The organism is Labrys sp. E2SS-1L (genome assembly GCF_057073705.1).
This window is the reverse complement of sequence record NZ_CP172712.1, coordinates 779,161-793,287: the sequence shown is the minus strand read 5'-3', so window position 1 is coordinate 793,287 and position 14,127 is coordinate 779,161. Positions and strand designations below refer to the sequence as shown.

At 65.3% G+C, this 14,127-nt stretch carries 11 protein-coding genes; 6 read left to right on the top strand and 5 right to left on the bottom strand.

The window, feature by feature from the left end; genetic code table 11:
* Positions 1-235: 235 nt before the first annotated feature.
* From mtaB to ACIGJE_RS03620, 3 genes are all read right to left on the bottom strand, one after another.
* A complete protein-coding gene (gene mtaB, locus ACIGJE_RS03630; protein ID WP_483679344.1) occupies positions 236-1,474 on the bottom strand; it encodes a tRNA (N(6)-L-threonylcarbamoyladenosine(37)-C(2))-methylthiotransferase MtaB in 1,239 nt (412 codons plus the stop codon).
* Entirely contained in the window at positions 1,471-2,334 is an 864-nt protein-coding gene (dapF, locus tag ACIGJE_RS03625) for a diaminopimelate epimerase (RefSeq protein WP_483679342.1), read from the bottom strand. Before dapF ends, mtaB begins: the two co-directional genes overlap by 4 nt.
* A gap of 65 nt (positions 2,335-2,399) precedes the next feature.
* Positions 2,400-2,963: a GNAT family N-acetyltransferase gene (locus ACIGJE_RS03620; protein WP_415081918.1), complete on the bottom strand. Its 564-nt coding sequence runs from the start codon at positions 2,961-2,963 to the stop codon at positions 2,400-2,402.
* Positions 2,964-3,089: 126 nt separating this feature from the next.
* On the opposite strand from ACIGJE_RS03620, the gene ACIGJE_RS03615 reads away from it, so the two are divergent.
* Entirely contained in the window at positions 3,090-3,908 is an 819-nt protein-coding gene (locus ACIGJE_RS03615) for an APH(3'') family aminoglycoside O-phosphotransferase (RefSeq protein WP_415081920.1), read from the top strand.
* On the opposite strand, the gene ACIGJE_RS03610 is transcribed toward ACIGJE_RS03615, so the two are convergent.
* On the bottom strand, positions 3,879-5,072 hold the full coding sequence (locus ACIGJE_RS03610) for a glycosyltransferase family 4 protein (protein WP_483679339.1): 1,194 nt from the start codon (positions 5,070-5,072) through the stop codon (positions 3,879-3,881). The two genes, ACIGJE_RS03615 and ACIGJE_RS03610, sit on opposite strands and share 30 nt — an antisense overlap.
* A gap of 447 nt (positions 5,073-5,519) precedes the next feature.
* Here ACIGJE_RS03610 and ACIGJE_RS03605 point away from each other — a divergent pair, with 447 nt between their 5' ends.
* Positions 5,520-6,947 (top strand): hypothetical protein, encoded by a 1,428-nt coding sequence (locus tag ACIGJE_RS03605; protein ID WP_311934043.1) that lies wholly within the window; start codon positions 5,520-5,522, stop codon positions 6,945-6,947.
* A 16-nt stretch (positions 6,948-6,963) separates the two neighbouring features.
* Here the strand turns inward: ACIGJE_RS03605 and ACIGJE_RS03600 are convergent, their stop codons facing one another.
* Positions 6,964-7,830 (bottom strand): glycoside hydrolase family 16 protein, encoded by an 867-nt coding sequence (locus ACIGJE_RS03600; protein WP_415081924.1) that lies wholly within the window; start codon positions 7,828-7,830, stop codon positions 6,964-6,966.
* Positions 7,831-8,324: 494 nt separating this feature from the next.
* On the opposite strand from ACIGJE_RS03600, the gene ACIGJE_RS03595 reads away from it, so the two are divergent.
* From ACIGJE_RS03595 to ACIGJE_RS03580, 4 genes are all read left to right on the top strand, one after another.
* The gene (locus tag ACIGJE_RS03595) at positions 8,325-9,815 is read left to right on the top strand and encodes a lipopolysaccharide biosynthesis protein (protein ID WP_311934041.1); all 1,491 of its coding nucleotides are present in this window, start codon (positions 8,325-8,327) and stop codon (positions 9,813-9,815) included.
* Positions 9,816-9,819: 4 nt separating this feature from the next.
* Entirely contained in the window at positions 9,820-10,761 is a 942-nt protein-coding gene (locus ACIGJE_RS03590; protein ID WP_311934040.1) for a glycosyltransferase family 2 protein, read from the top strand.
* A gap of 15 nt (positions 10,762-10,776) precedes the next feature.
* Positions 10,777-11,640, top strand: coding sequence for a glycosyltransferase family 2 protein (locus tag ACIGJE_RS03585; protein WP_311934039.1), 864 nt, complete (start codon positions 10,777-10,779; stop codon positions 11,638-11,640).
* A 167-nt stretch (positions 11,641-11,807) separates the two neighbouring features.
* Positions 11,808-14,120 carry an NADP-dependent malic enzyme gene (locus ACIGJE_RS03580; RefSeq protein WP_415081928.1) on the top strand — a complete coding sequence of 771 codons (2,313 nt, stop codon included), beginning with the start codon at positions 11,808-11,810 and terminating at the stop codon, positions 14,118-14,120.
* Positions 14,121-14,127 lie beyond the last annotated feature (7 nt).

Sequence of the window (14,127 nt, the reverse complement as noted above, 5' to 3'; positions counted from 1 at the left end):
CATTCTAACAAGGTAAACGTTACGTAAATCTTGCCGACGCCAGTGCTGTTGAAGCTATCTTGGCCCGCCCAGGCTGAATGGTCGATGAATCAGACATGGCGCAATTGTGTCGTGCGGAGCGCCGACATCGTGGCTGCCCGCTCTTGACGCCCTGCCGGTTCCCAGGATGCGGATATGGCGACGTGCGGCCATTCGCCGGCAGGTTCGTGCTTCGAAGACAATGCCGAGACGCGGCCTACAACGCCGTTGCCAGCAATTCCCGGCCTTGCTGCCCCTCGACCCGCACGCGCATGAAGCTGCCCGGGGCCGCGGGCCTGTCGGGCCGCACGGCGGCGAATTGAGCAGTGCGGCCGATGCCGCCGCGCTCCATCAAGATCTCGCGGATCTCGCCGGTTTCGCTGTCAAGAAAGCGTGCCATCGCCCGGTCGCCGGCCTCCCGCAGGCGGGTGGCGCGGCGCTTCACCTCGGCACCGTCGACGGGTGGCATACGCGCCGCCGGCGTGCCGGGCCGCGGCGAGAAGGGGAAGGCATGCAGATAGGTGATGCCGCACTCCTCGATGAGATCGAGCGAACGGGTGAACATCGCCTCGTCCTCGGTGGGGAAACCGGCGATCAAATCGGCGCCGAACACGATGTCGGGCCGGAGGCGTCGGGCTTCGGCGCAGAAGCGAATCGCATCCCGCCGCAAATGCCGGCGCTTCATGCGCTTGAGAATGAGATCGTCGCCGGCCTGGAGCGACAGATGCAGATGCGGCATCAGCCTGTCATCCTCGGCCAGGGCCCGCATCAGATCGGCGTCTGCCTCGATTGAATCGATGGACGACAGGCGCAGGCGCGGCAGGTCCGGCACCTTGCGCAGAATACGACGCACCAGCGAGCCCAGGGGCAGGGGATCGGGCAGGTCGGGGCCATAACTGGTGAGGTCGACCCCGGTCAGAACGATTTCCTTATAGCCGGCCTCGACCAGGCGGCGGATCTGCGCGATCACCATCTCCGGCGGCAGGGAGCGCGAATTGCCGCGGCCGAAGGGAATGATGCAGAAGGTGCAGCGGTGGTCGCAGCCATTCTGGATCTGCACGAAGCCGCGGGCACGGCCTTCGAAACGCTCGATCTCAGGCAAGGCGATGTCGTCGGCCGCCATGATGTCCGAGGTGACCAGCTTGCCCGAAGTCTCGGTCAGGGAGGCCCAGGTCCGGGCTTTCAGCTTTTCGGCATTGCCGACCACGAAGTCGACTTCCGGCATGGCGGTGAAACGGTCGGCATCGGTCTGTGCGGCACAGCCGGTGACGGCGATCCGTCGTTGCGGATTCTCACGCTTGAGCCGGCGGATGGCCTGCCTGGCCTGGCGCGCCGCCTCGGCCGTCACCGCGCAGGAATTGATCACGGTCAGGTCGTCGCGCGAACCGATGACCGTCTTCATCGCCTCCGATTCGTGAATGTTGAGGCGGCAGCCGAAGGTGACGATCTCGGTCATGCCGCGTCGGCGAACCAGGAGGCCGTAAAGCGGCCCTCATGTTCGAGTTCCGCTCCCCCGGTCATCAGCACGTGGCCATCGGCCTCGCGCCATTCGATCCGGAGGTCGCCGCCCGGCAGGCTGATGCGAGTCCTGCGCCCGGTGTAACCGAGCCGAGCCGCAGCGACGCCAGTGGCGCAGGCAGCCGATCCGCAGGCGCGGGTGAGGCCGGCGCCGCGCTCCCACACACGCAGCACGATATGGCCGCTGTCGCGGACCTGGGCGATCGAGACGTTCACCTGCTCGGGGAACAGGGGATCGTGCTCGATGGCCGGGCCGATAGTGGCGAGATCGATCTCGGCCGGGTCGCGGTCGATCCAGAACACGGCGTGGGGATTGCCCATGTTCACCACGCTCGGTGATTGCAGGACGGGAGCCCCAGCCGGGCCATAGGCGTAGTCGATCGCCCTGGTATCGCCGGCGTCCCGGGCGAGGGGGATCGCCTGCCAGTCCAGGGCCGGCGGGCCCATATCGACGGTGAAATCCGCTTCCGCACGCCGGGCCTCGACCAGGCTGGTCGGCGTCTGCAGCATGAGGCGGTCCTTGCCGAGCACCGGCATCAGATACCAGGAGACGCAGCGCGTGCCGTTGCCGCAGGCCCCGGACTGGGAACCGTCACCGTTGAAGATGCGCATGAAGGCGTCGCTCCCCGCCTGTTGCGGCGGATAGAGCACCATCAGCTGATCGAACGGCTCATGCGCCGCGATGGCACGGGCTTCCGCCGGCGTCACGGCATGCGACCCGTCGGTGAGATCGAGCACGACGATCTCGTTGCCGATGCCGTTCATCTTCAGATAGGGGCGGTTGGCGAGGCCAGACATGGTGGTTCCGATTGATTGAAGGCCCTTGATATAGGGCAAAAACCCTTGCGAACCAATGGGGGCATTCAGCTAGAGGCCTGCCCGAGGTCGAGGCGCATGATCGGCCGCTCCGGCGTCGGGGAGGGAGCATACCGGAAACCGAGCCGCTCGAAGGTGGTCACAAAACCGGTCGAGGAAGAGGAAGGCGAAAGGCGCTGGTCGATCGGATAGGCCTCGATGGTGGTGGCCCCGCCGGCGCGGCCGAAATCGATTGCGGCCTCGATCAGGCGCGATGCGACGCCCCGCCGACGGATCCCCTTGGCGATGTAGAGACAGGATACCGACCAGACCGGTTTGTGATCGGGCGATCGCAGCCGCCAGACGCGGTCGATATGGGGGATGGATGGACGTGGCCCGATCTGGCACCAGCCGACGGGGCTTGCGTCGGCGAAAGCCAGCAGGCCCGGCGGCGGCCCGGTCTCGACCACGGACCGGAAGGCGGCGCGATTTTGGGTGGGGGCTCGCCGTCGGTAGAGACTGCCGATCTGCCAATACATGCACCAGCAGCCGGATCTCGCGCCATTCTCGCCAAAGAGGGCCTCGAAATCGGGCCAGAGCTCGGCAGTGAGGGGACGAATGGTCAACTCCATGAGCAAGTCTCCTTCCCGTGGCATCCGACAGGAATCGCCCCAGGGGCATCAGGGTCGCGGCACACCGGCCCAGCTGCCGCCCTATTCTGCATTATGGTCACGGCCCCCAATTTGAAGCGATTCGCCATGCCTTCGACCGCCAATGCCCCCAGCCTGTTGCCTGCCCTTCCCTTGGGAAGAGAATGGCTGGCGGTCAGCCACGGTGAGTCGGGCGACAGCGTCTATCGTCGCAGCGATGGCGGGGCCTTCGCCAAACTATCACAGGGCCGTGGCGCCAGCGCGCTGGAGGCGGAGCGCCGGCGGGTCGAGTGGCTGAGCCGCTTCAAGCTCGGCTCTCCGGAAGTGCTCGACTGGCGCGCAGGGGAGGAGGGTGCCTGCCTGGTCACCAGCGCCATAGCCGGCGTACCGGCGAGCGATCTCGACGGTGATCAGCTATTGCAGGCTTGGCCGTCGATCGCGGCCCGCATCGGCGCGCTGCACGCGCTGGCGATCGAGGATTGCCCGTTCGAACGCGGCCTGTCGACCATGTTGGCGCGCGCAGCCGACGTGGTGGCGCGCGGTGCCGTCAATCCGGATTTCCTGCCGCCGGAGCAGCGGGAGGTGGTACCAGCCGATCTCCTGCTTGTGCTCGAGGCGCAGCGCGAACAGCGTCTCGCGGAAGAGATGAGGGATCGCGTCATCTGCCATGGCGATGCCTGCATGCCCAATTTCATGGTCGATCCCGCCACGTTGCGCTGCATCGGCATGATCGATCTCGGCCGCCTCGGCACGGCGGATCGCTATGTCGACCTTGCGCTGATGCTGGCCAATGCCGGCGAGAGCTGGTCCGGCCCGGAGCAGGCCGAAGCGGCCTTCGCCAGCCTGTTCGAGGTGCTCGGGCTGCAGCGACCGGACAGGCAGCGGCTCGACTTCTATCTAGGCCTCGATCCGCTGACCTGGGGCTGAGGCCGGCAGGCATTCGCGATAGACCGCAAAGGTCTCCTCGACCACGCGGTCCAGCGTCATGCGCGCGGCATTTGCGTGTGCACGGCTCTTGCCGTCCTGCAGGGCACCGGGGGTGACGAGCAGGGAGACCAGGGCCTGGGCCAGGCGAGCGGGATCATCGGGCGGCACCAGCAGCCCCGCCTTGCCGCCATCCAGCATTTCCGGCACGCCGCCGACATCGGAAGCGACGATGGCGCAGCCCGCCTCGCTGGCCTCGGAGAGCACCAGTCCGGCCGGCTCGGCCAGGGAGGGCAGCACGAAGACATCCGCTCCCCTGAAGAAAGGCCGTGGGTCGTCCCAGCCACCGTGAAAGGTGATCGCCGCTGCGCATGGCATGGCCGCGGCCATGGCCTCGTATTCGGCGCGGTGCGGGCCGTCGCCGACGAAATGGAGCGAGGCCCCGGGAACTTCCCTGGCGACCCGCTCGAAGGCCCGCAGCAGGACGGGCGCCCCCTTGCGCGGGTGCAGGCCGCCGACATAGAGAATCGAGGGCGTGCCAAGCGCCGCAGGCGGGCCGGCCGGCGCCGAGAGGCGCGGCGAGCCGATATTCCCGTTCAGCACGGTGCGGATGCGGGAGGCCGGGATGCCGCGCTTGGCCATCGAACGGGCGACGGCGTCGCTCACGGCAATCACCCGCCGGCCCACGCCCATGGCGACGGCGCTGCGCGCGAACTCGTTGTGGACAGTGGTGATCAGCGGCACACCCGCAGCCTTGCAGGCCGGCCAGCACAGCACCGCGCTCGTCATCATATGGGCATGCACGATGTCGAAACGGCGCGAACGCAACAGCCGGGTGAGAGCGGCGACCGCCCGCAGCGCAACCAGGGGCTTCTGGCGCTGGTCGATCCGGATGATCTCCACGCCATGGGCAGCCAGCAAGGCGTCGAAATCGCCGTCGCCGCTGGCAATGGCCACCTCATGGCCGAGCTGTGCCTGCATGCAGGCGAGATCGATGGTGAGGTGCACATGCCCGTTGAGGCGGCGTGTATGATTCAAGACATGCAGGATGCGCAAGGCCAGCTCTCGTCGGAAATGGAAAACGCCAAACAGTTTCTTGTCGATGCGGCTTGCGAAGGGCTCGTCGCCATGGAGTGGTTGCGTCGCCGGGGCTGACCGCTGTGGCAAGATCCTTCCGCCAAGCTTCGACATTCGAAACCGGCGGCATCATGGCCAAGACGATTTGAGAATAATCCATAAAAGCGCGCCGCGGGCCACTTGGCTAAAGGGAGGGGGCTCCTTCTGTGTGATATCCGTCGAATGGATATCTGTCGGCTGCCGGCGCCATTGTCTAGAAGAGCCCGCTGGATCAGCCCCATCGGGCCGGTATCGCCGCGGCGGTTGCCATATTTCGGCGGGCGCATGAACTGGAATCATCGGGCGCCACGATGTGATACTGTACCGATGGCACAACCCGTGCCGGCATTTTTGCACCAGCGGGGCCATTCCGGAACGTTTTTCCCGGGCCGGAACACAAGCATGCCACGGTTCGAGTGGCGGCCGAAGCGAGGACTGAGGGCAAGGCGCGTTTCCGCTGGAACGAGCTCTGCCAGGGGCAGACGGAAAGGGCCTCGCGTGAGTTTGGAACCTATTGGTGTCTTCTTCATTCTGCTCGGAATCCTGGCTTTGAGACGAGGGCCGGTTTTCGGCGTTTCCATGCTCATTCCCTGCATGATCTTCGGTTCCTCCGCCGCGCTCATCCTGGCGGGCACCACCATCCAGCCGGCCCATCTGCTGCTGGGATTCACGGCGGCATCCGTCCTGACACGCCCGGGCACCTGGTCGGTCGTCACGGCACGCCTCACCTTTCCGCGCGAGGGATTCTGGTTCGTCGCGACCGCGGCTGTCGGCATTGTCGGCGCCTTCATCCTGCCGCGCTTCTTCGCCGGTGCCTCCTATGTCGCCGCCATCGGTGCCACCTCTGACGGTGGCTCTGCGCCCATTCTGGTGCCGCTTTCTCCCACCACCGGCAATCTGACGCAGAGCGTCTACTTCATCGGCGACATCGTCTGCTTTCTGATCTGCTACATCGTTGCGCGGACCAGGGAAGGCCTGGAGGCCGTCACCAATGCCGTGGTGGCCTATTGCGCCCTCAATATTTTCTTCGCGGTCGTCGATCTCGCCACCTTCTGGACGGGAACCGCCTTCCTGCTCGATTTCATGCGCAACACCACCTACACCATGCATGACGACACGGTGGTCAACGGGCTCAAGCGCATCAACGGCTCCTTCACCGAGGCCGCGGCCTTTGCCTCGTCGTCGATGTGGGCCGGCAGTTTTGCCCTCCGGCTCTGGCTCGGCAATATCCGCCCTCAACTCACATTCTGGCTGGCGCTGATCAACTTGCTCCTGGTGATCTTCTGCACTTCCACCAGCGGCTATGTCGCCTTGCCGGTGGTGCTGGCGATCCTCTATGCGGAGTCCCTGCTGCGCCTGGTGCGCGGCGGGCCCCTGCCGCGCAGCGTCTATGCCTATCTGGCTTTCGCGCCCCTGCTGCTTGCCGTCATCGTCGCAGCCGTACTGCTCACCCCCACCTTGGCAGAAACGATCTACGGCATGATGCAGGACTTCGTGCTCAACAAGGGAACGAGCCAGTCTGCGGCGGAGCGCGGCATGTGGAACCAGACGGCGCTCGAAACATTCTTTGCGACCTATGGGCTGGGAGCCGGCATCGGCACGGTGCGCGCCTCGAGCTTCCCGCTGGCAGTGCTGGCCAATCTCGGCGCCATCGGCGCACTCACCTACGGGATCTTCATCCTGATGGTGCTGTTCAAGCCCGCTATCCGTCCCCTTGATTGGGCCACGATCCAGCTGCGCGCCGCCGTGCGGATCGGCTGCCTCGTAGGCCTGATCATGGCCACGATCTCGGGTACCCTGATCGATCTCGGCCTGCCCTTCTACATGCTGGCCGGCATTGCCTGCGCCACCTGCGACCTCGACTCGGGGGCCAGAAGGCAGACAGCAGAGGCCGTCAGGCCCGCCAGGGCCCAGGTCATGGGTTAGAGGTCATGGTTAGAGGTCATGGGTTGATGGCCACCGCGTCCGGATCCTTGGAATAGATGCGGATATAGTCGATCAGCATGTCGTAATGGCCGCTTTGGGGAACGCTGATCGGCCAGCCGCCGCCCATGGCCAGGTTGAACATCCAGAAGAAACGGTCGACACTGTCGGCCCGCAACAGCGAAACCGTGTGGACGAGCTTGCCGTCGAGAAAAGCGGAAACCTCGTTGTCGCCCACCAGATAGCCATAGGTATGGAAATCGGCGCTCAGGTCGGGGAGCTTTTGCGACATGGCGGGGGAAGATGTCTTGTTTCCCCAATTGTGGACGATGGTGTGGAAGATGGTCATGTCGACGCCATAGGCTTCCAGCCCGTCGATCTCGATGGAGCCGAGCGGATCGCCCTCAGGGGTCTGCGATTTCAGGTTGAGGGCCCAATTGGCAGGCCACACGCCCTTTCCGGCCGGGAACTTCTGGCGGACCTCGACATAGCCTCGCCGAAACGCTGCGCTTGGCGGCTTGCCGTTGGGAAAAGCCGTGCTGATCATGCCGGAATACCATTTGCGCTTCCAGCCGGTGGGATCGGCAAAGTCGGCCTTGTGATTGGCCCGGATCCGCAGCTTGCCGTCCGCGACCTGGTAGACCTGGCCGAACAGCTCGGCGTCCGCCTGGCTGGCGGTGACGAAATAGCTGTCCGAGCCCCATTGCTCGCCCTTGGGGTTGGTGCCGATATGCCATTTGTCGCGGTCGAGCTCGGTTCCCTCGAATTCGTCCCTGAAGATGAGCTTGTAGCCGCTGAGGTCCGGTACGGCTTGTCCCCATGCCGGTGCGGCGGACAGGCCCAGGGCGGGAAGGGCCAGGAACAGGCGCCGGGTGATGGGACTCATGGGTACGAATTCCTTTCAGGCTCGCGGGTGCTCCGTCGACGGAGCGTTGCAACGGGCTGCTGATGTGTGATGATTGGGAGCCGCCAGGTCTTTGCCGAGCTGCCTGAGGATAGCCCAGAGGGTGCGGCGCGGACCACCTCCCAAAAGGGGGAGTGGTTCCCTTTTGGCGATCCTTCGAATGGATAGCTGTCAGGCTGCGAGGCCTTTGCATAAAATAGCTATCGCTGGTAGCAGCCGTCATCATCGGCGGTCATCCGCGGCCGGATAAGCCACGACTTGTTTTGATATTCGGTCTGGGGGACGAACCCCCAGCTCGAGATTTTTGTTCGCTGATGAAAGGCTCCGGTCGTCGCGCCGTGATATCCACGTTCCATACAATTCAACCTCGATGATGATCCTGATCGCACACCCTCAATGGCAGCGCGGAACTTCCGGCGCCGGCTTCGAAACTGCTTGGGCCTTACGAAGGCAGGCAGAGGGGAGCCTGTGCCGCCATGAGGGCTGAAATCGGCGCACTTTCGAAACAGACGGCCAAGGCCGGTGCCTGGACCGCCGGAGCGCGGCTTGCCGGCAAGTCGGTGGATTTCGTTGCCTTGATCGTGCTGGCCCGTTTCCTCGGACCCAGCGATTTCGGCCTGGTCGCGATGGCGATGACATTGATCTTCATCGTCGAGGCCGTGATGGAACTGCCGCTCGGCGCTGCCATGCTGCGCGTTCCCGAGCCGACCGCGGAGGTCTACAACACCGCCTTCACGCTGGGAGCCCTGCGCGGACTGATCATTGCCGGCTTCTTCATTCTCTGCGCCTGGCCGATATCCTTCTTTTATGGCGAGCCCCGGCTGGTGCCCCTGGTGATGAGCCTGGCCCTGGCGCCGGCCATGCGCGGCTGCGTCAGCCCCATGCTGGTGGAATTCAACCGGCGCATGGATTTCCGCCGCCAGGCCGGGCTCGACATCACCAGCAAGACCATTGCCGTCACCACCGCGATCATCGTGGCCATCCTGACGCGAAGCTACTGGTCGATCGCGCTCGGAACTATTCTGGTGGCCTTCGTGGCCCTGGTCGGTTCCTACTGGCTCGCACCGATGCGCCCGCGCCTGACGCTGAAGGCCTGGCCGGTCTTTGCCGACATCCTGACCTGGAACCTGATGTCGCAGATCCTGTCGGCCATCAACTGGCAGGCGGATCGCTTCATCCTGCCCCGTTTCATTCCGCCCGCCGCCTTCGGGCGCTATGTCATGGCCAACGATCTTTCCTCGCTGCCGTTCCAGGTCCTGGCTGCCCCGCTCGGAACGCCGCTGAACGTGGCCTTCGTCAATGCGCATCAGAATGGCGGTCTTCGGAACAGCTATCTCAAGGCGAGCGTCGGCATCTTCCTGCTGATGGCGCCGATCCTTTGCTTCGGCGCCATCATGGCCGAGCACCTGATCCATGTCTTTCTCGGCCCGCAATGGGCCGAGGCCGCCCCCATCCTTACCGGCATCGCCCTGGCCTGCATCGGCTCCATTCCGGCGCTGCCGATGGCGCCCCTGGCCGTCAGCCTCAACAAGTCGCGCCAGATCACGTTCAGGAACCTGGTCGAGTTTGCCGTGCGCGTGCCGCTCACCATCGCCGGTATCCTGTGCTTCGGGGTTATGGGAGCCATTGCCGCCAAGGCGCTTGCCACGCTTGCGGTGCTGGTCTCGACCATGATGGCGGTGAAATCGATGATCGGGTTGAGCTATCGTGCCCAGCTTGCCGCCTTTGTCGGGCCCTGTGCAGCGCTGGTGATCAGTGCGCTTTTCCTGGTCTATGTCTCGACCCTGTTTCAAGACAGCACGGATATCGTCATGAATCTGGTCCGGATCGGTGCTGCCGGCGCGGTCTATCTGGTGACCTATGTCGGCAGTGTCTATCTGATGGCACGCTGGTTCGGTGACGCAGTTGGGCTGACCGGCCTGGTCGACCAGCTCATGTCGCGGGCACGGCTTCGGTTCAGGACCTGATGACATGCGCGGCGATGGCAAGGAAGACCTGCATCATGGAGAGATCGGCGTGAAGGCGCATGAGAACATGCGGATTGCCGTCGCAATCGCGACGGCGGGCCGACGGGATGTGCTGACCGAGACCGTGCGTGTGATGATGGGCCAGGAGCGCCGGCCCGACGATTTCCTGATCTGCCCGGCCAAGCCTGCCGATGCCGACGAGGCCGCCCTCCGGCAGATCGTGCCGGGCCTCAAGATGATTGCGGGTCCCGTCGGCCTGCCGCATCAGCGCAACGCCCTGATGGCCGCCACCGATGCGGACATCGTGATGTTCTTCGACGACGACTTCCTGCCCGCGCCCGATTTCCTGGCCGAGACCGTCAGGTTGTTCGTGGAAAATCCCGACATGGTGATGGTCACCGGCACGGTGCTCGCCGATGGCGCCCCGGGGGCGGGGCTCGGCATGCGCGAGGGCCTCGACAGGCTGGCGGTGGCCGGCCCCAATCGCGCGGCGGACACGCTGGAGCCGGTCTATAATGGCTATGGCTGCAACATGGCGGTGCGGCTCGAGCCGGTGCGCCGGCACGGCCTGGCCTTCGACGAAAAGCTGCCGCTCTATGCCTGGCTCGAGGATGTCGATTTCTCACGGCAGCTCGCGCCCTTCGGCCAGATCGTCAAGAGCGGGCGCCTGCGCGGCGTGCATCTGGGCACCAAGTCGGGGGGGCGCAGCCCCGGCCGGCGGCTCGGCTATTCGCAGATCGCCAACCGCGTCTACATCATGCGCAAGGGCAATATGAGCCTGCGCGGTGCGCTGGAGGGCAGCATCGAAAACCTGGCTTCCAATCTGGTCAAGAGCGCCTTTCCGGAGCCTTGGACCGACCGGCGCGGACGGCTCGCCGGCAATCTTCTAGCTCTGTGGGATCTGGTACGGGGGCAACTCGATCCTGCGCGGATTCTCAAATTGTAGGTCAAGGCGCAGACGATGGCCGTACATTTTTCACTGGTAATGGCGACGCTCGGACGCTCCGAGGAGATCGCGCTGATGCTCGACAGCCTGGAGACCCAGACCTTCAAGGATTTCGAGGTGATCATCGTCGACCAGAATCGCGACGAGCGGGTTACCGAGGTGCTGGCGCGCAAGATGCGTCCCTTTCCGATCCGCCATCTGCGCACGCCCGGCGTGCCGGGTGCGAGCCGGGCACGCAACAATGGCGCCAAGGTCGCCGAGGGCGAGCTTCTCGGCTTTCCGGACGATGATTGCACCTACCCATCCTGGCTGCTGGAAAAGGTGCTGGAGACCTTCGCGGAAACGGGCGCCGACATCGTCAACGGCCGGGCCGCCGACGAGACCGGGCGCTCGATCAATGGCCGCTTTGCCGAGGGGGCACGCTGGACCGGCGCCCGCGATGTCTTCGACACGCTGATCGAATGGGTGTCCTTCTGCCGGCGCGAAGTCTTCGAGGCTGTCGGCGGTTATGACGAGGATGTCGGCGTCGGCGCCACCTCGCCCTGGCAGGCCTGCGAGGCGCCCGACATCGTGCTGCGCATGCTGGAGCGGGGCTATCGCTCCTATTATGACCACGCCATCTATGGCCATCATCCCGAGATCCGTATCGACATGATGGATGTCCGCATGCAGCAGAAGGCGCGCGGCTATGGCCGCGGCATGGGCTATGTCCTGGCCAAGCATCGCATGGGCACGCTCTATTCCTTCAACTACATGCTGCGCTCCTTCGGGGGCTATGTCGTCAGCCGGGCGCGCGGCCAGCGCGGGCGTGCGATCTATTACCTCAACACGCTGAAAGGCCGGCTCGAGGGCTATCGCGACGGCCGCCGGGCGGCCTGATGCCCTGATATCCCAGCGAACCGCGACAGGCCGGCAGCGCGGTTCCTGCCCTTTTTTCTTCCCTAAGCGGAAGCAGCAGGAACAGCAGCCTTTCGCGGGATCGTCCGTGGACGAAGCCCGTAATTGTGCTTAGGGTCGGTTCCCCTGATAATGGAAACGCCCCCGCAATGACGGATAAGAAACCGCCGCGTCCAGTCGGCTCGACCCCGGTCCGCTCCAATCAAGCCCGCCCCAGCTTCACCGACCAGGAGGCTCTGGCCTTTCACTCGCAAGGCAAGCCCGGCAAGCTGGAGGTGGTAGCGACCAAGCCGATGGCGACGCAGCGCGACCTCTCGCTCGCCTATTCCCCGGGCGTGGCGGTGCCGGTGCGGGCGATCGCGGAGAATCCGGCTGTCGCCTATGACTACACGGCCAAGGGCAACATGGTGGCGGTGATCTCCAACGGCACCGCCATTCTCGGCCTCGGTGATCTCGGCGCACTGGCCTCCAAGCCGGTGATGGAAGGCAAGTCCGTGCTGTTCAAGCGCTTTGCCGATGTCGATTCGATCGATCTGGAGGTCGATACCAAGGACCCCGACGCCTTCATCAACGCCGTGCGCTATCTCGGCCCGAGCTTCGGGGGCATCAATCTGGAAGACATCAAGGCGCCCGAATGCTTCATCATCGAGCAGCGTCTCAAGGAATTGATGGACATCCCGGTCTTCCACGACGACCAGCACGGCACGGCGATCATCGCCGCTGCCGGCCTGTTCAACTGCCTGAAGCTGACCGGGCGTGACATCACCTCCACCCGCCTGGTGGTCAACGGCGCCGGGGCGGCCGGCATCGCCTGCGTCGAGCTGGTCAAGGCCATGGGCTTTGCGCCCGACAACGTCCTGCTCTGCGACACCAAGGGCGTGGTCTACAAGGGCCGCACCGATGGCATGAACCAATGGAAATCGGCCCACGCCGCCGAGACGGACCGGCGCACCCTGGCCGAGGCGCTCGACGGCGCCGACGTCTTCTTCGGCCTGTCGGTCAAGGGCGCCCTTACCACCGAGATGCTGCGCTCCATGGCGCCCAATCCGGTGGTCTTCGCCATGGCCAACCCCGATCCGGAGATCACGCCCGACGAGGCCCACGCCGTGCGCGACGACGTCATCATCGCCACCGGCCGCTCCGACTATCCCAACCAGGTCAACAACGTCCTGGGCTTCCCCTACATCTTCCGGGGCGCGCTCGACGTGCATGCCACCGCCATCAACATGGAGATGAAGGTGGCGGCAGCCCAGGCCCTTGCCGAGCTTGCCCAGGAGGAGGTGCCGGACGAGGTGGCGAGCGCCTATCAGGGCGCGCGGCCGCGCTTCGGACGCGACTACATCATCCCGGCGCCCTTCGATCCCCGCCTGATGACGCGGGTGCCCGTCGCCGTGGCCAAGGCGGCGATGGAGACCGGCGTCGCCCGCAAGCCGATCGCCGACCTCGCCGCTTATCGTGCCGCGCTCTCGGCCCGCCGCGATCCCGTCGCCGGCACGCTGGCCGGCATCTTCGATCGGGTTCGCCGCTCCCCCAAGCGGGTGGTGTTCGCCGAAGGCGAGGAGGAGGCGGTGATCCGCGCCGCAGCCTCCTTCGTCAACCAGGGGCTGGGCACCGCCATCCTGGTCGGCCGCGAGGATCGCGTCGAGGCCGCTGCCGCCTTTGCCGGCGTCGAGCTGCGCGAGGGCATGGTGATCCAGAACGCCCGTATCTCGCCGCGCACCAATGCCTATGCGCAATATCTCTATGACAGGCTGCAGCGGCAGGGCTATTTGATGCGCGACTGCGTGCGCCTTGCCTCGATCGACCGCAACCATTTCGCCGCCTGCATGGTGGCGATGGGCGATGCGGACGCCATGGTCACCGGCCTGACCCGCAACTATTCGATTGCCCTTGAGGATGTCCGGCGCGTCGTCAGCGACAAGCCCGGCCATTGCGTCCTCGGCCTTTCCATCGCCATTGCGCGTGGGCGCACGGTGCTGGTGGCCGACACCGCCGTGCATGACATGCCGACCTCAGAGGAGCTTGCCGCCATTGCCATCGAGGCGGCCTCGGTGGCCAAGCGCCTGGGCTATGAGCCGCGCGTGGCCATGCTCGCCTATTCCACCTTCGGCCATCCGGAGGGCGAGCGGGCCGAGCGCGTGCGCGACGCGGTGCGCATTCTCGATCGCCGCCGCGTCGATTTCGAATATGACGGCGAGATGGGGGCCGATGTCGCGCTCAACCGCGAGGCGATGGCGCTCTATCCGTTCTGCCGCCTGTCCGGACCGGCCAATGTGCTGATCATGCCGGCTTTCCACTCCGCCTCGATCGCCACCAAGATGCTGCAGGAGCTCGGCGGAGCCACGGTGATCGGCCCGATCCTGGTCGGCCTCGACAAGTCGGTGCAGATCGTGCCGCTGGCCGCCAAGGACACCGATCTCGTCAACATGGCGGTGCTGGCGGCGGCCAATATCGGCGGGTGAACGAGGC

Excerpts from the sequence above, each read along its gene's own strand:
- mtaB (WP_483679344.1), bottom strand. The coding sequence starts at position 1,474 with ATGACCGAGATCGTCACCTTCGGCTGCCGCCTCAACATTCACGAATCG.
- dapF (WP_483679342.1), bottom strand. The coding sequence starts at position 2,334 with ATGTCTGGCCTCGCCAACCGCCCCTATCTGAAGATGAACGGCATCGGC.
- ACIGJE_RS03620 (WP_415081918.1), bottom strand. The coding sequence starts at position 2,963 with ATGGAGTTGACCATTCGTCCCCTCACTGCCGAGCTCTGGCCCGATTTC.
- ACIGJE_RS03615 (WP_415081920.1), top strand. The coding sequence starts at position 3,090 with ATGCCTTCGACCGCCAATGCCCCCAGCCTGTTGCCTGCCCTTCCCTTG.
- ACIGJE_RS03600 (WP_415081924.1), bottom strand. The coding sequence starts at position 7,830 with ATGAGTCCCATCACCCGGCGCCTGTTCCTGGCCCTTCCCGCCCTGGGC.
- ACIGJE_RS03595 (WP_311934041.1), top strand. The coding sequence starts at position 8,325 with ATGAGGGCTGAAATCGGCGCACTTTCGAAACAGACGGCCAAGGCCGGT.
- ACIGJE_RS03590 (WP_311934040.1), top strand. The coding sequence starts at position 9,820 with ATGCGCGGCGATGGCAAGGAAGACCTGCATCATGGAGAGATCGGCGTG.
- ACIGJE_RS03585 (WP_311934039.1), top strand. The coding sequence starts at position 10,777 with ATGGCCGTACATTTTTCACTGGTAATGGCGACGCTCGGACGCTCCGAG.
- ACIGJE_RS03580 (WP_415081928.1), top strand. The coding sequence starts at position 11,808 with ATGACGGATAAGAAACCGCCGCGTCCAGTCGGCTCGACCCCGGTCCGC.